The sequence below is a fragment of the Janthinobacterium sp. GW822-FHT07H11 genome, from assembly GCF_058798615.1.
The window spans coordinates 497,583-515,904 of sequence record NZ_CM179507.1 but is presented as its reverse complement, the minus strand read 5'-3'; the positions used below and the strand labels follow the sequence as shown (position 1 = coordinate 515,904).

20 protein-coding genes are annotated in these 18,322 nt (G+C 63.3%); 16 read left to right on the top strand and 4 right to left on the bottom strand.

Features of this window, described 5'->3' with window-relative positions; translation table 11 throughout:
• Nucleotides 1–28 precede the first annotated feature (28 nt).
• The 5 genes from minC (at nt 29) to ptuB (ending at nt 4,070) form a co-directional block, all read left to right on the top strand.
• Nucleotides 29–778, top strand: a complete 750-nt coding sequence (gene minC / locus AC3RCJ_RS02285) for a septum site-determining protein MinC (protein WP_492957752.1) — start codon at nt 29–31, stop codon at nt 776–778.
• Between the two features lie 38 nt (nt 779–816).
• Complete coding sequence (gene minD / locus AC3RCJ_RS02280; RefSeq protein ID WP_010393629.1) at nt 817–1,632, top strand: septum site-determining protein MinD; 816 nt, start codon at nt 817–819, stop codon at nt 1,630–1,632.
• Nucleotide 1,633: 1 nt separating this feature from the next.
• The gene (gene minE, locus AC3RCJ_RS02275; RefSeq protein WP_034752886.1) at nt 1,634–1,885 is read left to right on the top strand and encodes a cell division topological specificity factor MinE; all 252 of its coding nucleotides are present in this window, start codon (nt 1,634–1,636) and stop codon (nt 1,883–1,885) included.
• Nucleotides 1,886–1,996: 111 nt separating this feature from the next.
• Nucleotides 1,997–3,445, top strand: coding sequence for an AAA family ATPase (locus AC3RCJ_RS02270; protein WP_492957749.1), 1,449 nt, complete (start codon nt 1,997–1,999; stop codon nt 3,443–3,445).
• Nucleotides 3,438–4,070 (top strand): retron Ec78 anti-phage system effector HNH endonuclease PtuB, encoded by a 633-nt coding sequence (gene ptuB, locus AC3RCJ_RS02265; RefSeq protein WP_492957747.1) that lies wholly within the window; start codon nt 3,438–3,440, stop codon nt 4,068–4,070. The genes AC3RCJ_RS02270 and ptuB overlap by 8 nt, the downstream gene beginning before the upstream one ends.
• Before the next feature lie 11 nt (nt 4,071–4,081).
• Here ptuB and AC3RCJ_RS02260 read toward each other — a convergent pair whose 3' ends face one another.
• Nucleotides 4,082–4,585 carry a hypothetical protein gene (locus AC3RCJ_RS02260; protein WP_492957745.1) on the bottom strand — a complete coding sequence of 168 codons (504 nt, stop codon included), beginning with the start codon at nt 4,583–4,585 and terminating at the stop codon, nt 4,082–4,084.
• A 169-nt stretch (nt 4,586–4,754) separates the two neighbouring features.
• Between AC3RCJ_RS02260 and AC3RCJ_RS02255 the strand changes: the two genes are divergently transcribed.
• From AC3RCJ_RS02255 to AC3RCJ_RS02225, 7 genes are all read left to right on the top strand, one after another.
• Complete coding sequence (locus AC3RCJ_RS02255) at nt 4,755–5,444, top strand: response regulator transcription factor (RefSeq protein WP_492957743.1); 690 nt, start codon at nt 4,755–4,757, stop codon at nt 5,442–5,444.
• 92 nt (nt 5,445–5,536) lie between these two features.
• A complete protein-coding gene (hemA, locus tag AC3RCJ_RS02250; protein ID WP_492957741.1) occupies nt 5,537–6,811 on the top strand; it encodes a glutamyl-tRNA reductase in 1,275 nt (424 codons plus the stop codon).
• A 97-nt stretch (nt 6,812–6,908) separates the two neighbouring features.
• Entirely contained in the window at nt 6,909–7,985 is a 1,077-nt protein-coding gene (gene prfA / locus AC3RCJ_RS02245; protein ID WP_492957739.1) for a peptide chain release factor 1, read from the top strand.
• A gap of 194 nt (nt 7,986–8,179) precedes the next feature.
• Nucleotides 8,180–8,653, top strand: a complete 474-nt coding sequence (locus AC3RCJ_RS02240) for a disulfide bond formation protein B (RefSeq protein ID WP_492957932.1) — start codon at nt 8,180–8,182, stop codon at nt 8,651–8,653.
• 7 nt (nt 8,654–8,660) lie between these two features.
• A complete protein-coding gene (gene prmC, locus AC3RCJ_RS02235; RefSeq protein WP_492957737.1) occupies nt 8,661–9,491 on the top strand; it encodes a peptide chain release factor N(5)-glutamine methyltransferase in 831 nt (276 codons plus the stop codon).
• 214 nt (nt 9,492–9,705) lie between these two features.
• Nucleotides 9,706–11,319 carry a glutamate--cysteine ligase gene (gene gshA / locus AC3RCJ_RS02230; RefSeq protein WP_492957735.1) on the top strand — a complete coding sequence of 538 codons (1,614 nt, stop codon included), beginning with the start codon at nt 9,706–9,708 and terminating at the stop codon, nt 11,317–11,319.
• A gap of 25 nt (nt 11,320–11,344) precedes the next feature.
• Nucleotides 11,345–12,388: a histone deacetylase family protein gene (locus AC3RCJ_RS02225; RefSeq protein ID WP_492957733.1), complete on the top strand. Its 1,044-nt coding sequence runs from the start codon at nt 11,345–11,347 to the stop codon at nt 12,386–12,388.
• Between the two features lie 43 nt (nt 12,389–12,431).
• Here AC3RCJ_RS02225 and AC3RCJ_RS02220 read toward each other — a convergent pair whose 3' ends face one another.
• Nucleotides 12,432–13,214 (bottom strand): LytR/AlgR family response regulator transcription factor, encoded by a 783-nt coding sequence (locus tag AC3RCJ_RS02220; RefSeq protein ID WP_492957731.1) that lies wholly within the window; start codon nt 13,212–13,214, stop codon nt 12,432–12,434.
• On the bottom strand, nt 13,207–14,466 hold the full coding sequence (locus tag AC3RCJ_RS02215; protein WP_492957729.1) for a histidine kinase: 1,260 nt from the start codon (nt 14,464–14,466) through the stop codon (nt 13,207–13,209). Before AC3RCJ_RS02215 ends, AC3RCJ_RS02220 begins: the two co-directional genes overlap by 8 nt.
• A gap of 283 nt (nt 14,467–14,749) precedes the next feature.
• Between AC3RCJ_RS02215 and AC3RCJ_RS02210 the strand changes: the two genes are divergently transcribed.
• Nucleotides 14,750–15,175 carry an organic hydroperoxide resistance protein gene (locus AC3RCJ_RS02210; RefSeq protein WP_492957727.1) on the top strand — a complete coding sequence of 142 codons (426 nt, stop codon included), beginning with the start codon at nt 14,750–14,752 and terminating at the stop codon, nt 15,173–15,175.
• A gap of 58 nt (nt 15,176–15,233) precedes the next feature.
• Here AC3RCJ_RS02210 and AC3RCJ_RS02205 read toward each other — a convergent pair whose 3' ends face one another.
• Nucleotides 15,234–16,067: a type 1 glutamine amidotransferase domain-containing protein gene (locus AC3RCJ_RS02205; protein WP_492957725.1), complete on the bottom strand. Its 834-nt coding sequence runs from the start codon at nt 16,065–16,067 to the stop codon at nt 15,234–15,236.
• A gap of 119 nt (nt 16,068–16,186) precedes the next feature.
• On the opposite strand from AC3RCJ_RS02205, the gene AC3RCJ_RS02200 reads away from it, so the two are divergent.
• From AC3RCJ_RS02200 to AC3RCJ_RS02190, 3 genes are read left to right on the top strand one after another with little or no spacing between them, the layout of a single operon-like run.
• Nucleotides 16,187–17,095 (top strand): LysR family transcriptional regulator, encoded by a 909-nt coding sequence (locus AC3RCJ_RS02200; protein WP_492957723.1) that lies wholly within the window; start codon nt 16,187–16,189, stop codon nt 17,093–17,095.
• A gap of 39 nt (nt 17,096–17,134) precedes the next feature.
• Entirely contained in the window at nt 17,135–17,602 is a 468-nt protein-coding gene (locus tag AC3RCJ_RS02195) for a GNAT family N-acetyltransferase (RefSeq protein ID WP_492957721.1), read from the top strand.
• Nucleotides 17,599–18,270 (top strand): Dph6-related ATP pyrophosphatase, encoded by a 672-nt coding sequence (locus AC3RCJ_RS02190; RefSeq protein WP_492957719.1) that lies wholly within the window; start codon nt 17,599–17,601, stop codon nt 18,268–18,270. The genes AC3RCJ_RS02195 and AC3RCJ_RS02190 overlap by 4 nt, the downstream gene beginning before the upstream one ends.
• The last annotated feature ends 52 nt before the right edge of the window (nt 18,271–18,322 follow it).

Genomic DNA, 18,322 nt, shown 5'->3' with positions numbered 1-18,322 from the left:
TGCCGCAGTTCCACTCTGATAAATGTTTATGTCCAAAAGTCCGTCGCAGAAGCCTATCGAAATCAAGATTTCCACTGTCGTCGCCGTCTCCGCCATCGTGCACAGCGCCGATACGCAGGCACTCGATGCCGCCTTGCGCGACATGACGGGAGGCGTGGCGGACTTTTTCGAAGACGACCTGGCCGTGCTGGACGTGGCCGCCTTGCCGCCCGGCAGCGCGCCCGTCGACTGGACGGCCCTGGTCGCCCTGCTGAAAAAATACCGCTTGAATGCCGTGGCCGTGCGCAATGCGCCGCCCGAGATGCATGAGGCCATCCTGGCGCAGGGCCTGAGCCTCGACAGCGGCAAGACACGCGACGATGCGCCGCCCAGGGATGGACCGAAGGACACCGCGACCGCCGCCGCCCAGTCGGGCGCCGAAGCGCAAGTGATGGTGATCGATACGCCCGTGCGGGCCGGCCAGCGCATTTATGCGCGCGGCTGCGACCTGATCATCACCGCCGTCGTCAACAATGGCGCGGAAATCATCGCCGACGGCAGCATCCACGTATATTCCTCGCTGTATGGCCGCGCACTGGCCGGCGCCTCGGGCAATGCCCAGGCGCGCATCTTCGCGCTGGCCATGGAGCCGGAACTGGTGTCGATCGCCGGCGTATACCGCACGTTTGAGGATGGTTTCCCTGCAGAAATGGCACGCGGACCCGCGCAAATTCGTTTAGCCGGAGACAGAATCGATATACACTCTGTCAATCCGGTCACTCCCGTGAACCGCTCTTAAGCTGCACAATTCAAAGAGATATCTGAAAAGGATTATTTGTGGCAAGAATTATTGTTGTGACGTCCGGCAAGGGCGGTGTCGGCAAGACGACCTCTAGCGCCAGTTTCTCCACTGGCCTGGCCATGCGCGGCCACAAGACAGCCGTGCTCGACTTCGACGTGGGCTTGCGCAACCTCGACCTGATCATGGGCTGCGAGCGCCGCGTCGTCTACGACCTGATCAATGTGATCAATAAAGAGGCCACCCTGAACCAGGCCTTGATCAAGGACAAGCATTGCGACAACCTGTTCATCCTGCCCGCGTCGCAAACGCGCGACAAGGATGCCCTGTCGGAAGAAGGCGTGGAACGCGTGTTGAACGACCTGATCAACATGGGTTTCGAATTCATCATCTGCGATTCGCCGGCCGGCATCGAGCACGGCGCGCTGATGGCGCTGACGTTCGCCGACGAAGCCATCATCGTCACCAATCCGGAAGTGTCGTCGGTGCGCGATTCGGACCGCATCCTGGGCATCCTGCAAGCCAAGTCGCGCCGCGCGCAGACGGGCGGCGAACCGGTCAAGGAACACCTGCTGATCACCCGCTACTCGCCGAAACGCGTGGAATCGGATGAAATGCTGTCCTACCAGGACGTGCAGGAAATCCTGCGCATCCCGCTGGTGGGCATCATCCCCGAATCGGAACAGGTGCTGGCGGCCTCGAACCAGGGCAATCCGGCCATCCATTTCAAGGGCACGGACGTGGCGCAAGCGTATGAAGACGTGGTCTCGCGCTTCCTCGGCGAAGAGGTCGAGCTGCGCTTTACCAACTATGAAAAGCCTGGGTTGCTCCAGCGCATTTTTGGGGCGAAGTGATATGGCCTTGCTTTCTTTCCTGTTTCCCCCCAAGCCGAAGACGGCGACCGCGGCCAAGGAACGCCTGCAGATCATCATCGCCCGTGAACGCAGCGGACGCGATGGTCCCGACTTCCTGCCGGCCCTGCACAAGGAATTGATCGCCGTCATTTCCAAGTACACCAAGGTCAACGCCGACGACATCAAGATCTCGCTGGACCGCCAGGGCAACCTGGAAGTGCTCGACGTCAACGTGGTGCTGCCGGACGCGTAGAGCTGGCCAAGCAGCGGGCAAAAACAGTAGTATCATCAAAGGGTTGACATTCAGTCAGCCCTTTTCGCGTTGTCCGCGACGACATTCACTTATGCTGCACTGGAGCCAACATTGAAAATCGAACGGATCACTCTGCAGAATTTCCGTTGCTTTGAAAATGTGCAGCTCGCTTTCGATCCCCGGTTGACCGTCATCGTCGCCCTCAACGGTCAGGGCAAATCGTCCCTGCTCGATGCCATCAAGATTGCCTTGTGGCCGTATCTTGCCGGCTTTGACCTGGGCAGCATGACGCTCGATACTACCGGCATACAGATCGACGATGTGTTGCACGAAAAACTGGCAGCGCATCAGATGGAATGGCGTCTGCCTTGCGTGATTGAGTCATTTGGCACTGTTGAGCCGTTGCTCCATGACGCAGATCGTACTGATCTGGAATGGCATGGGAAACGCTTGCGCGACAGCGTCAAAAGATCCAGCAAAACAAAAAATAATGCTTTCTCCGATGCAATAGCGCTATACGGCCATGCGCAGGTGCTGGAAAGGCGCGTCTTTGCCAATGGTCAAGTTGAAGCAGACGAATTGCCGATGCTCGGTTATTACGGCACGGGCCGGCTGTGGAGCCAGAAGAAACTGGCTGGCAAATCGGAGAAAGTGGATCAGGCATCGTTTTCCCGCACCTGGGCCTATCGCGATTGCCTCGCCCCTTCGTCAAGCTATAAGGACTTTGCCCAGTGGTACACGCGTGTCTTCAAGGCACTCAGGGATGCACAGATCCGCAATCTCGAAAAGAAACTCGGTGCCGACGCGGAGGTCGCCGACGATCTGCTTGCACCGGTACGCGCCGTCCAGCAGGCCATCGATGTGATTCTGGAACCGCATACGGGCTGGCATTGGCTCGAATATAGCGCCGAACACGACGATCTGGTACTGGAACACCCTGATCAGGGCAAGCTCAAGGTCAGCCAACTCAGCGACGGCATACGCAACATGCTGGCGCTCGTCGGTGACATTGCCTACCGCTGCTACAAACTCAATACCCATCATGGCGACAAGGCGGCCCTGCTGACGCATGGCATCGTCATGATCGATGAAATCGACATGCATTTGCACCCGGAGTGGCAGCAGACCGTATTGCCCGATTTACTAACGGCATTCCCGAATCTCCAGTTCATCGTGACCACCCACAGTCCGCAAGTGCTGAGCAGCGTCGACGCGCACTGCATACGCCGGCTGGATTGGGAACGGGACGAAGAAAGCGGGCGCAAGCGCATGGCGGTCAATACGATCGAGCAACAAACCATGGGCGTCGCCAGCTCGGACGTACTGGCCAATGTGATGGGTATCCATCCCGTTCCCGATGTCGAGCCGGCTCGCCAACTCAGTCACTACATGGCGTTAATTCAGCAGAATTTGCATGACGAGCCTGGTGGCAAGGCGCTCCGTGCAGAGCTGAACGTGCATTTTGGTGCCGACCATCCAAAAATGCTGGAGTGCGATCGCCTGATGCGCCTGCAAGCCTTCAAACGCAAACTACCGTTGCGCGAGACTGGTGATGCATAAGCTGCAACGCGGTGCTGCCCCAGCGTGCCTGTCCACCTACCAGCATGGCCGAGACAATTGGAACGCCGTCACGTTCGAAGACAAGCAAGAGATATGGGAAAAACTGAATGAGATGCAGCACCAGCACTGCGCCTATTGCGAAGGTTCTTTACGCACAGACAAGAGGCATATCGAACACTTTCGTCAAAAGCGGCAGGATTCGAAGGTAACCTTTCTCTGGACAAACCTTTTTGGTTCCTGCAATCGACCGGACAACTGTGGCAAATTCAAGGATGAGCTGCCTCCTTACGATGTTGCCGACCTGATCAAACCGGACGAGGAAGACCCCGAGCACTTTTTCCTGTTCGTCAGCGACGGCAGTGTAGCGGTGCGGGAAGGATTGAATGCCTTGGATAAAAGGCGTGCAATGGAAACCATACGCATCTTTAATCTCAACGGCGCCTTGCGCGAAAGACGACGCACCGCCATCGCCGGTTATATCGACCAGGCAAGGGAAGTCCGGGAAATGGTGGCCTCAGGCGATTTCACAATAGCGGAAGGAAAAGCATTTTTAAAAGACGAACTCGTCGCAACAGCGAATCAACCGTTTGCGACGGCTATCAAACACATGTTGATCCCTACATAGAAAAATCCGCTTTAACTCGGCCTGACCGCCAGCAACTCCTGCGCCACCGCGGCGCAGGCGTTCACGTGCTGGTTGCCGATCTGGCGGAACACGGCGTAGCCGATGGCTGCCGCCACCGCCTGGCCGGCGAACGGCACGAAGCGCGCCACCTGCTTGGTGGCAATCTTGACGCCACTGCGCTTGAGCAGGTGGAGGATCAGTTCGCGCGACACCAATTTTCCTACCAACATGCCCCCCATGCCCACCGCCGCGCGGTAGGCCATCAGCTTGAACTGCGGGTTCAGGCGCTCGATCTGCTCGGGCGTCAGGCCGAATTCGTGGTTGATATCGTTGATCAGCATGGAAAACAGGCCCACGTCGGACATCAGGTCGATGCCGGGAATGGGAATGGCCGAGGCGCCGGCCGACATCATCGCGCGCCGCTGCACCAGGCGCCGGCAGCGCTCGCGCACCTGCTCGATTTCGGCACGACTGGCCGGTATCAGTGTCCAATCGGTGCTGCTCTTGTCTGCCATTGCCATTTCTCCGCTGGTAGGGGGTAGATGAACAAGTGTAACGTAAAGAAAGCGACCGCCGATTTCACTGGACACAATTGCAATCTCTGTTATATTTCACTTGAGCATTCCTTAACATTACGATAAGCAGAGCGGACCGTCTGTTTGTTGCTACACACTCCAGCCAATTATGCGAATTGCCGTACTCGATAGCGACCATAGTCAGGCAGAACTGATCTGTCAGGTGCTCACCGCCGCTGGGCACGCATGCCACGAATTTCAGAGTGGCAAGGAAATGCTGGGGCAATTGCGCAAGGATAGTTGTGACATGCTGATCCTCGATTGGCATGTCAGCGACCTTGACGGCACCGAGGTGTTGCGCCGTGCCCGGGAAAAGCTGGCGCCGAAGGCGCCGGTGTTGTTTATGACCAACAGTTCAGGCGAGGACGATATCGTCGCCGGCATGGCCGCCGGGGCCGACGACTACATGGTCAAGCCCTTGCGGCGCAGCGAACTGGCGCTGCGTACCCAGGCCCTGCTGCGCGTGGCCTATCCGGCGCAAAATGGCGCCGAGCAATTGCAATTCGGGCCATATATCTTTGAAACCCGGCCCGGCCGCCTGCTGATGCATGGCGAAGTGCTCGACGTGACGCACAAGGAATTCGCCCTGGCCCTGCTGTTTTTCCGCAACCTGGGCCGCCCCCTGTCGCGCGCCTACATCCACGAAGCCGTGTGGCAGCGCGACACGGCCCTGCCCTCGCGCACCATGGATACGCACGTTTCGCGCGTGCGCAACAAGCTGCAGCTCAAGCCCGAACACGGCTACCGGCTGGTGCCTGTCTACAGCTACGGTTATCGGCTGGAAAAACTGGGCAGCTAAACGGCGGTCCGACGGCGGCAAACGGCTGACCTGCTCAAAGCGCGGGCACAAAGCGTTATAATGTCGGCATAAGTCACCCCAACAGCCCTGAAATGCAACTGCTCGCCGTCGGCCTCAATCACACCACCGCCCCAGTGTCGCTGCGCGAACAACTGGCGTTCGCGCCTGAGCATCTGGGTTCGGCGGTGATGGCGGCGCGCACCTGGTTCCAGCGCATCGACTTGCGCGACAACGACGAAGCGGCCATCCTGTCGACTTGCAACCGCACGGAACTGTACGCGGCCAGCCACGTGCCCAATCCGCTCGACGCGGGCGCGCATTTCCTGGCCGACTATCACAAGCTCAACTACAGCGAACTGCGTCCGCACTTGTATATGCTGCCGCAGCACGATGCCGTGCGCCACACCTTCCGCGTCGCCTCCGGGCTCGATTCGATGGTGCTGGGCGAAACCCAGATCCTGGGCCAGATCAAGGATGCCATCCGCACGGCCGACGAGGCGGGCGGCCTGGGCACGTATCTGCACCAGCTGTTCCAGCGCAGTTTTTCCGTCGCCAAGGAAGTGCGCAGCACCACGGAAATCGGCGCCCACAGCGTTTCCATGGCAGCGGCCGCCGTGCGCCTGTCGCAGCGCATCTTCGACAAGATTGCCGAGCAGAACGTGCTGTTCATCGGCGCCGGCGAAATGATCGAGCTGTGCGCCACGCACTTCGCGGCGCAAAATCCGAACAGCATCACGATTGCCAACCGCACCATGGAACGGGGCGAGGCACTGGCCCACCGTTTCAACGGCACGGCGATCCGCCTGGCCGACCTGCCGGAAAAGCTGCACCAGTTCGACATCGTCATCTCGTGCACGGCATCGTCCCTGCCGCTGCTGGGCCTGGGCCTGGTCGAGCGCGCCATCAAGGCGCGCCGCCACAAGCCCATGTTCATGGTCGACCTGGCCGTGCCGCGCGATATCGAAACGGAAGTGGGCCGCCTGAACGACGTCTTCCTGTACACGGTCGACGACCTGGGCAAGGTCGTGCAGACGGGCCTGGAAAGCCGGCAAGCGGCCGTGGCGCAAGCCGAGGCCATCATCGAGACGCGCGTGCAATCGTTCATGAGCTGGGTCGACGACCGCGCCATGGTGCCCGTCATCCAGCATTTGCATGAAAACAGCGAATCCTTGCGCCTGATGGAAGTCGAGCGCGCGCGCAAGATGCTGGCCAAGGGCGCCGACATCGACGCCGTGCTCGAAGCGCTGTCGAAAGGCTTGACGGCGAAGTTCCTGCACGGCCCGCAGCAGGCGCTGCACCACGCGCAGGGCGACGAGCGCAAGCAGCTGGTCACCCTGCTGCCGAAACTGTTCCGCCCCCGCCGTTAGCGCAGCCCCGCTGGCCGCCCGCGCGGCCGCCTCCTGCCCGCCTGCCGGGCCCGCAGCACCCGCAGCACCCTCACCGACACTTTTACCGCGAATCGCTATGAAACCATCCATGCTGGCCAAACTCGATCAACTGGCGAACCGCCTGGTCGAACTCGACGAACTGCTGATGCACCCCGACGCCACGTCGAACATGGACAGCTACCGCAAGATGACGCGCGAACACGCCGAGCTCGGTCCGCTGGTGGCTCTGTACCGCTGCTACCAGGAAGCGGGCAACGATATTGCGACAGCGCAAGAGATGCTGGCGGACCCGGACATGAAGGAATTCGCCCAGGAAGAGATCGAAACGGCGAAAGCCACCATGGCGCGGCTCGAGCGCGAATTGCAGACCATGCTGCTGCCGAAGGACGTCAATGACGAACGCAATATCTTCCTGGAAATCCGCGCCGGCACGGGCGGCGATGAGTCGGCCCTGTTCGCCGGCGACCTGCTGCGCATGTACTCGCGCTTTGCCGAGCGCAACCGCTGGCAAGTGGAACTGGTGTCGTCGTCCGATTCCGACCTGGGCGGCTACCGCGAGGTGATCGTGCGCGTGGTCGGCAATGGCGCGTATTCGAAGCTGAAATTCGAGTCGGGCGGCCACCGCGTGCAGCGCGTGCCTGCCACGGAAACCCAGGGCCGCATCCACACGTCCGCCTGCACGGTGGCCGTGATGCCGGAAGCGGACGAAGTGGAAGACGTCAACATCAACCCGGCCGACCTGCGCATCGACACCTACCGCGCCTCGGGCGCGGGCGGCCAGCACATCAACAAGACGGATTCTGCCGTGCGCATCACCCACTTGCCCACCGGCATCGTGGTCGAGTGCCAGGACGACCGCAGCCAGCACAAGAACAAGGCGCAGGCGATGAAAGTGCTGGCCGCGCGCATCAAGGACGTGCAGCTGCGCGAACAGCAGTCGAAGGAAGCGGCCACGCGCAAGAGCCTGATCGGCTCGGGCGACCGCAGCGAGCGCATCCGCACCTATAATTTCCCGCAAGGCCGCCTGACGGACCACCGCATCAATCTGACCTTGTACAAGCTCGACTTCATCATGGATGGCGATTTGACGGAGTTGACGAATGCGCTGGCGGCGGAGCATCAGGCGGAGCTTTTAGCAGCGCTGGGCGACTAAATGCTGACGCCGTTGTGTCGGCTTACGCTGCGCTAAGCCGACCTACGCCGTCCTACGCCGACCTACGCCGCAATTTGTAGGTCGGCTTAGCGCGCAGCGCGTAAGCCGACCGCTTTAAGTAGCGGCTAAGCAATAAAAATCGGCCCTTGTGCGAAAATGACCAGCTCGATTCCATCCACCTCACCGTGTCGCCCATGAAAAATTCACGCACCGTCCTCCTGTTGACCGCCGCCCTGTGTTTCCTGATGCTGGGCGTGGCCATGTATCTGCAGCATGCCATGAACATGGCGCCCTGCCCGCTGTGCGTGATCCAGCGCTACCTGTTCCTCGCCATCGGCATCGCCTGCCTGGCCGGCGCGGCCGCCAACCGCCCCAAAATCGGCGCCGGCATCGGTGTGCTCGCGGCCCTGGGCGGCCTGGGCGTGGGTGCCAAGCACCTGTACGTGCTGGCCCACCCCGGCTTCTCGTGCGGCATCGATCCGGTGGAAACGGCGCTGAACAAGGTCTTCACAGCCGAACTCATGCCCTTCATGTTTGAATCGTATGGCGCCTGCGAAAGCGCCGGCGAGCCGTTCTTCGGCCTGTCGATCCCGCAATGGGCGTTCATCTGGTTCGCCATTTTTACCGTCGGCCTGCTGTGGACACTGCTGCGCCGCAAGAAATCATAGACTATTCATGCCAGAAACCCTGATCCCCGCCGGCAGCACTGTCGGCGCCCTGCAAATCCGCCCGCTGCTCGACCCGCTCGACAACCGCATCTTGCTGGGCCACGCCCTGGGCCTGTCGCGCGTCGCGCTGATCACGCAATCGGAGCGTGTGCTCACTGCCGCTGAAGCCGAACGTTTATCGGGCTTGCTGGAACGCCGACTGCGCGGCGAGCCGGTTGCCTACATCGTCGGCCAGCGCGAATTCTTCGGCCTGCCCTTTGAAGTGAACGACGCCGTGCTGATCCCCCGCCCCGACACGGAAGTGCTGGTGGAACTGGCGCTCGAGCGCCTGCCGCCGGGCGGACGCGTGCTCGACATGGGCACGGGCAGCGGCGCCATCGCCGTCGCGCTGGCCCACACGCGGCCCGACGCCGTCGTCACGGCGCTCGATGTGAGCAGCACGGCGCTGGCCGTGGCGCGCCGCAATGCCAGCGCCAACGGCGTCAACATCACCTTCATGGCCAGCGACTGGTTCGAAGCGCTGGGCACGGAAAAATTCGACCTGATCGTCTCGAACCCGCCGTATATCGCCAGCGGCGACCGCCACCTGGCCGAAGGCGATCTGCGCTTCGAGCCGACGGGCGCGCTGACCGACCACGCGGACGGCCTGTCGGCGCTGCGCAGCATCGTGGCCGGCGCCGCGCGCCACCTGGCGGCCGGCGCCTGGCTGCTGATGGAGCACGGCTATGACCAGGCTGCCCAGGTGCGCGAACTGCTGGCCGCTGCCGGCTACCACAAAGTGCAAAGCTGGCGCGACCTGGCCGGCATCGAAAGAGTCAGCGGCGCCCGCCTGGGCTGACGTTGCCGCCTGCGCAAAGCTTGACCCGGCGACGCGCCAGATCCCCCGCAGTTTGTTAAAATATCAAGCGCATTCCTGACCGAAGCGCCGCTCCCGTGCCGCGGGGCGGCCGCTGGCGACGCGGCGTTTTTTGGGCCGATGCCGACGCATTTGCCAAAATTCGGTTAATCTCAGCACAAATTATTTATCTGCTGCACAAGAAAGGAAGCTCAAATTGCCCAACCTGTTGACTCGCCGCCTGGCATTGCTGACCGAAGATGCCAACCGCGCGCTGCTGGGCGGCTTGCGCGGCATCGAGCGTGAAACCCTGCGCGTCGACCATGCCGGCCATCTGGCTTCCACGCCCCATCCCGCCGCCCTGGGCTCGGCCCTGACGCACCCTGAAATCACCACCGACTACGCCGAGGCGCTGCTCGAATTCATCACCCCGGCCGAAAGCGACATCGCCGTCACGCTCAACAAGCTCGATACCGTGCACCGCCACGCCTACAGCCGCCTCGGCGACGAGTTGCTGTGGAGCCAGTCGATGCCCTGCCAGCTGCCGCCCGAGGAGGAGATCGAGATCGCCAACTACGGCAGCTCGAACATGGGCATGCTCAAGCACGTCTACCGGCGCGGCCTGGCATTGCGCTACGGCAAGGCCATGCAATGCATCGCCGGCATCCATTACAACTATTCGCTCGACGAGCAGCTGTGGCAAGTGCTGGCCAGCCAGCCTGGCACCAGCGCCAGCGCCGCGCATGCGACGGCCTCGGCCAAGGATGTGCAGTCGGAAAGCTACCTGGCGACGATCCGCAATTTCCGCCGCTACAGCTGGCTGCTGATGTACCTGTTCGGCGCTTCGCCGGCCCTGTCCGCCGGCTTCCTGCGCGGCCGCGCGCACAAGCTCGATACCTTGTCCGACGATACCCTGTTCCTGCCCTACGCCACCAGCTTGCGCATGAGCGACCTCGGCTACCAGAACGACGCCCAGTCCGGCCTGCGCCCGCACGAAAACAGCCTCGATGACTACGTCGACGCCTTGAGCCATGCCGTCAACCAGCCGTATCCGCCGTACGGGGAACTGGGCACGAAGAAGGATGGCGAGTGGATTCAATTGTCCACCAACGTGCTGCAGATCGAAAATGAATACTATTCGACCATCCGCCCGAAGCGCGTGATCCGCACGGGCGAGCGCCCGATCCAGGCCCTGTGCCTGCGCGGCGTGCAATACATCGAAGTGCGCTGCATGGATGTCGACCCGTTCGAACCGGTCGGCATCAGCCTGGAAACGGGCCGCTTCCTCGACGCGTTCTTGCTGTTCTGCGCGCTCGACGACAGCGGTCCCATCTCGGCCGAACAGAGCGCCTGCTACACGAACAATTTCGCCCGCACCGTCAAGGAAGGCCGCAAGCCGGGCTTGACCCTGCGCCGCGATGGCGCAGACATCACCCTGCGGGCGTGGGGCGAGGAATTGCTGGCGCGTATCGCGCCCGTGGCGGCCTTGCTCGACTCTCGCAACGCGGCGCGCCAGGGCGGCACGCAGCATGCGGACAGCCTGGCGGCGCAAGCCCGTAAACTGGCCGACCCCGACGCGACACCGTCGGCGAAGGTCTTGGCCGAGCTGCGCGCCAACGGCGGCTCGTTTGCCGCCTTCGGCCTGCGCCAGAGCGAACGCCACGCCGCCTTCTTCCGCGCGCATCCGCCCACCCCCGAGCAAAGCGCGTATTTCGACCAGCTGGCCGCCAGCTCGCTGGCCGAGCAGCGCGCCATGGAAGCGGCACCCGCCGGCAGCTTCGACGATTTCGTCGCCGCCTACCGCGCCAGCACCCTGTGTTCGCACACCTGAGCCTGACCCTGCGCAAAGCGCCCCGATGCTGACCTTCTACAATGAATTGCACAGCCAGCACCGGGGCCGCTTCGAGATGTTTCGCGGCGCCATGGTGCCCTGCTTCGAGACACCGGAACGGGCCGACATGGTGGTGGCCGAACTGGGACGGCGCAACCTGGGCCGCATCGTCACGCCGCACGGCGTGCCGCTGACCTCGCTCGAGCGCATCCACACGCCCCGTTACCTGCATTTTTTGCGCCACGCCTGGCACGAGTGGCTGGCGCTCGACCCGGACAATGCCAACAAGGACGCGCTGCCATCCGTGTGGCCCGTGCGCACCTTGCGCCACGACATAGAACCGGACAACTTCACGGCCAAGCTAGGCCTGTACTCGATGGACAATGGCACGCCGCTGACGGCCGGCACCTGGACGGCGGCCAAGACGGGGGCCGACTGCGCCGTCAACGCGGCGCACGCGCTGCGCCTGGGCGAACGCGCCACGTTTGCGCTCACGCGCCCGCCCGGCCACCACGCGGGCAGCGATTTCTTTGGCGGCTACTGTTTTCTCAACAACGCGGCGCTGGCCGCGCAGCATTTGCTCGACGACGGCGCGCGCAAGGTCGCCATCCTCGATCTCGATTACCACCACGGCAACGGCACGCAGAGCATTTTCTACCAGCGCAACGACGTGCTGTTTGCCTCCATCCACGCCGATCCGCGCAGCGAATACCCGTTCTACCTGGGCCACGCCGATGAAACGGGCGGCGGCGCGGGCACCGGCTACAACATCAACCTGCCGCTGCCGGCCGGCAGTTCCACGCCCAGCTGGTTCGCCGCGCTGGAAACGGCCTGCCTGCGCATCAAGATGTACGCGCCCGACGCGCTGGTGGTGTCGCTGGGGGTGGACACCTTTGTCGGCGACCCGCTGTCGCACTTCGCCCTGCAAAGCGGCGACTACCTGCGCGTGGGCGAGCGCCTGGCCTACCTGAACCTGCCCACCGCCTTCATCCTCGAAGGAGGCTACGCGGTCAAGGAACTGGGCATCAATGTGGTGAACGTGCTCGAAGGTTTTGAGACGGCGGAGTAGGCCGGTGGTGATGTCGGCTTACGCCCTCGCGGGCTAAGCCGACCTACATATTCCGAAACAAACTCATGAACGGCTGGCTCACGGCCAGGGTTTCCGGCCGCGTTTTCAGGCGCAGGGCGCCGCGCCCCACCTCGTCGCGCGTGACGGAGGCCACCGCCTTCATGTTGACGATGGTGGAGCGGTGGATCTGCTTGAAAATGGCCGGGTCGAGCACGTCGAGCAGTTCGCGTATCGGCTTGCGCAGCAGTGCCTCGCCGTCGGCCGTCATGACGGCCGTGTACTTGGTATCGGACTGAAAATAGGCGATATCGTCCACCATGATCAGGCGCGTATCCCTGCCGCTGCTGGCCGTCAGCCACACCAGCGGCGGCGCCTTGGCGGCCGCCGGCAGGGCACCGCTCAATTGCTGCAGCAGGCCGGCCAGCGCGCTGTCGTTGCCCAGCCCCTTGGCGGAGCGCGCCTGCACGCGCTGCATGGTCGCCTGCAGGCGCTCGCGCGCGATCGGTTTCAACAGGTAGTCGACGGCGCCCTGGTCGAAGGCATCGATCGCGTACTGGTCATACGCCGTGACGAACACCACCTGCGTGGCGGGACTGGCCTCCAGCGCGCCGGCCGCCACTTCCAGCCCCGTCAGGCCCGGCATGCGGATGTCGAGGAAGGCCACGTCGGGCTTGAGCGTGGCAATGGCGTCGAGCGCCGTGCCGCCGTCGTCGCAGACGGCGACGATGCGCAGGTCCGGCCACACTTCTCCCAGCAGCGCCAGCAGCGCGTCGCGCAGCAGGGCTTCGTCTTCGGCGATGATGCACGTCATGTCCGGCTTATCCATATGCGACTCCTTGCGCCGTGCTGTCGGGCACCGTGATGGTGGCCGTCACGCCATCGGGGAAATTGGCGACGATGGCAAACGCGGCGGCATTGCCGTAGATCAGGCGCAGGCGTTCGCGCACATTGCGCAGGCCGATGCCCGTGCCGGCGCCATCGTCGCTGAAGCCCTTGCCGTCGTCGGCCACCGTGACGATCACCGTGCCGTTGCCGCTGCGCGCCATGATCCAGATGGTGCCGCCGCCGCTCTTCGGCTCCAGGCCATGCTTGATGGCGTTTTCCACCAGGGTTTGCAACATCATCGGCGGCAATTCCACCTGGCGCAGGTATTGCGGTACCTCAATTTGCAGGTTCAGGCGCCCGCCCATGCGGATTTTCAGGATATCGAGGTAGGCACGCGCCCGTTCCAGCTCCGTGCCCAGGGTCGACATGGCCTGCTCCGTGCGCGGCAGCGAGTGGCGCAGGTACAAAATCAGGTTGCCCAGCATCTCGTCGGCCCGTACCGGGTCGCTGCGCGTGAGCAGCTGGGCGCTGGCCAGGGTGTTGTACAGGAAGTGCGGTTCGACCTGCGCATGCAGCAAGCTCAGCTTGGCGACCGTGAGTTCCTTTTCCGTCACCGTCTGGCGCGCCTCGGCCTGCTCGCCGCGGCGGCGCTGCGCCACGCGGCGCGTCATCGCCCGCGTCACCGCTTCCGCGTTTTCCAGGTTGCTGCCATGGTCGACGAGGAACCAGTCGGTCCAGGCGTTGCGCGCCGGCTCGCAGATCAGGGTCACGCTGCCCGCCTCGCCATTCGGCGTGACGGTGGCCAGGATCTGGTTCGGGCGCGGTTCCAGGAAGCCCAGCACGCGCAAGCGGGGCAAGCCCGTGTGCGTGTATGGCGCGGCGCGGCGCACGCGGGCCTGCACCTGCAGGCTGTCGCGCGCGCTTTCGATGATTTCGCTGCCCGGCAGTTCGCGGATGGCCGCGTCGACCATGTCGAACGCTTCGCCCGCCTCGAACGGAATCTCGATCTGGCGCCGCTGCCGGCTCGACAGCGTACTGGCATTGACCTCGCCGGCGATCAGGCGCACGCGGCGCACATGCGAAAACGCATTCGTGATGACGGTGCAGGCCAGCAGCACGCCGACGATGACGAAAAAGCCTTCGGTATTGCCAAAGATATAGCGCAGGAAGTTCTCGACCAGGATGGCGGTGGCGATGATGTACGTGACCATCGTGGCCAGGGTAAGGCGAAGGATAAAGAAGAGGCTAGTCATGATTTTTCCCTGGGCGTTGAAGTGGGCCAAGAATAGCAATCGGCACCAGCGGCGGTGGCCATTATGCGATGGAAGCCCGGGAATAGCGACAAAGGCAAGAAAATAAAGCGTCAATGCGGCCACTCCCAAATAAAATCGCTTGCAATTAAATAGCACGCGATATATATTGAGCACATGGACGCCGGCATTGCTTGTTCAGACGGACATCCTGGGGCCACGGCCCGCGAAACAAGTAGCACACTATTTAGTCGTTAACTATTTAATCAACCCAAGGAAAATCATCATGTCGATCAAACAAGTCCTGTACCGCGCACAAGCCACCGCCACCGGAGGCCGCGAAGGCCGTGCCGTCTCGTCCGACAAGGTACTGGACGTCAAGCTGACCACGCCGAAAGAACTGGGCGGCAATGGCGCCGAAGGCACCAATCCGGAACAACTGTTCGCCGCCGGCTATTCGGCCTGCTTCATCGGCGCCATGAAATTCGTCGGCGGCCGTGACAAGATCGCCGTGCCGGCGGACCTGTCGATCGAGGGCAACGTCGGCATCGGCGCCATCGACACGGGCTTCGGCATCGAAGTGGAACTGAAGATTTCGCTGCCGGGCATGGAACGCGCCGCCGCCGAAGCGCTGGTCGCCGCCGCCCACATCGTCTGCCCGTACTCGAACGCCACGCGCGGCAACATCGACGTCACCCTGACGATCGTGTAATAGACGCAACACCTTGCGCATCCCCGGCCGCGCCCTCGCGTCGCCGGGGATTTTTGCTTTAGCGCAGCGCCTGCAGCAGCTGGTCCGCCAGGGCCGGCGCCGAGGCGGGATTCTGTCCCGTGATCAATTCGCGGTCGACCACCACGTGGCTGCTCCACGGCGCCCGGTTCGACACATACTGCGCGCCGGCCGCCTGCAAGCCCGACTGCGGATAGAACTTCATCAATCCGCCCTTCAGCGCGCCCTGCGCCGCCCGCTCTTCCTCGTTGCTGATCACCGTCATGCGGTAGCCGCTGTAAATCCAGTCCGCTGGCTTGGCGGGTGTCCGGCCCGCTTCCAGCGTGGCCGTAAACTGGGCCGCCTGCGGCAGGGCCGACAGCAGGGCGATGGGGCCGTGGCACAGCAGCGCCGTCGGCTTGCCGTCCGCGTGGAACTGGCGCAGCAGCGCGCCCAGGCTGGCGTCCTTCAACAGATCCTGCATGGGCGCGTGGCCGCCCGGCACCAGCACGGCCGCGTAATGGCCATAACCGATCTGCGCCACCCGTTTCAGGCTGATCACGGGCGAGCGGCCCGGCACCGTCAGCGCCAGCTGCTCGAGCAAGGCCTTGTGCGCCGCATGGGCGCCCGCGTCGCCGCCAAAATAGGCGTCCGTATCGGAGCTGGCATCCAGGGTCGGCGCCTGGCCCTGCGGCGTGGCGAACGTCACCGTGTGGCCCGCGTCGAGCAGCTTTTTGACGGGCTGCATCAATTCATTCAGATAAAACCCCGTCGCAAACACCTTGCCGTCACGCAAGTCGAGGTGGTTCGCATCCGACAGCACGACGAGGACCTCGGCTGCCTGGGCGGTGGAAAAAGCGGAGAACAACAGACTGCTGATCAGTAATTTTTTCATGGCGTAGCCTTTCTGGAGAGAGGTCAGCAGCATATTCCGAATCAAAATACGAAAAAATGATGAATAATGCAGATCACTGATGCGTAAATGGACCGAATGGAAGCGCCGAATGGAGCGACATGGATAAATTGCAGGCGATGCAGCTGTTTCGCCGCGTGGCCGAACTGGGCAGCTTTCGCCGCGCGGCCGACGAACTGGACTTGTCCGCCTCGTACGTGAGCCGGCGCATCGGCCAGCTGGAGCAGGAACTGGGCGGGCGCCTGATGACGCGCACCACGCGCCAGCTGGCCCTGACGGAAACGGGCGCCGCCTACCTCGAGCACTGCCGCAAGCTGCTCGACGAGCTGGCGCAGGCGGAAGACATGGTGGCCCACTCCACGGCGCACGTGACGGGCCGCCTGCGCATCAATGCACCATTATCTCTGGGCGTGGGCGAGCTGGCCGAGGGCCTGGCCGATTTCATGGCCGACTGGCCCGCGCTGCGCCTGGACGTCGACCTGAAGGATGAATATGTCGACCTGGCGGCGGCCAATTATGACCTGGGCTTTCGTGTCACCACGGCGCTCACCGATTCGAGCTATGTGGCGCGCCACATCCACGACTACCGCCTGCACATCTGCTGCGCGCCCGCCTACCTGCAGCGCCATGGCCCGTTGGCCGACCCCACGGACCTGACGCGCCAGCGCTGCTTCATCTACAGCCACGCCCTGTTCGGCAGCCGCTGGCCGCTGCGCCATGCGGGGCCGCACAGCGACATCGAAGTGCCGAACTGGGTGCGCACCAACAACACGCTGTTCATGCGCAGCCTGATCCTGCGCGGCCTGGGCATCGGCATCCTGCCCACCTTTGTCTGCCGCGAGGAGCTGGCCAGCGGCGCCCTGGTCGAGCTGTTTCCGGAAATCGAGCGCCCCAGCCTGGCGCTGTTCGCCATCTACCCGTCGCGCCAGCTGGTGGCACCGCGCGTGACGCGCTGCATCGAGCACCTGAAGCACTGGTATGCGCAGCGCTATCCCACGCCGGCGGCGTGAAGCCGGTAAAATCACGCCACTCTCAATCAAGGATGACCCATGATCAGCTGGCAATGGAAGACGTTCGACGAACTCGGCCCCCACGATTTGTACCAGGTGCTGGCCTTGCGCCAGCGCGTGTTCGTCATCGAACAGCAGTGCATTTACCCGGACCTCGACGGCCATGACCAGCAGGCGATGCACCTGCTGGGCTGGCAAACGGCCGATGGCCAGCGCCGGCTGGCCGCCTACCTGCGCGTGCTGGCACCCGGCGCCAAGTACGTGGAGATGTCGCTGGGCCGCGTGCTGACGGCGCCCGAGGCGCGCAGCAGCGGCGCCGGCAAGCAGTTATTGCTTGAGGGCATAGCGCGCGCCGAACGCCAGCACCCGGGCCACGCCATCCGCATCGGCGCGCAGCAGTACCTGGAGCGCTTCTACCAGTCCTTCGGCTTTGTCACCGTCAGCGCGCCGTATGACGAAGACGGCATCCAGCACGTCGACATGCTGCGCGCGGAGCAAGCGGCATGACGACGGCGCTCATTTCCTGGAGCGGCGGCAAGGATTCCTGCCTGGCCCTGTGGCGCGCCCGCAACGCCGGCATGGACGTGCCGCTGTTGATCACGGCCATGGATGAAGATGGCCGCAAGTCGCGCTCGCACGGCGTGCCGCCGGAATTGCTCGAGGCCCAGGCAGCCAGCCTGGGCGCGCGCCTGCAGCGCTATCACGCCAGCTGGGCCAGCTATGAAGCACAGTTCATCGCCACGCTGCACGCGGCCAAGGCCGAGGGCATGGAGCACGCCATCTTCGGCGACATCGATTTGCAGCCGCACCGCGACTGGGAAGAAAAAGTCTGCGCGGTCGCCGGCCTGGCGGCGCACCTGCCGCTGTGGGGCGAAGCGCGGCGCGCACTGGTCGACGAATTCCTCGCCGCCGGCTTCAAGGCCATCGTCGTGTGCATCAATGGCCAGCACTTGCCGCCATCGTTTTGCGGACGCGAATTCGACGCGGCCTTCCTGGCCGACCTGCCGCCCGGCGTCGACGCCTGCGGCGAAAACGGTGAATTCCACACCTTCGTCTACGACGGCCCCGCCTTCAGCGCCCCGGTCGCCCTGCGCCGCACGCAGGTGCTGCAATATGACGCACCGGCCAACCTGGGCGGCGCCACGTATTACTTCCAGGAACTAGCACCCGCCTGATCCTGTCCAGCAATGCAAAACGGGCGATTCCGTGGAATCGCCCGTTTTGCAT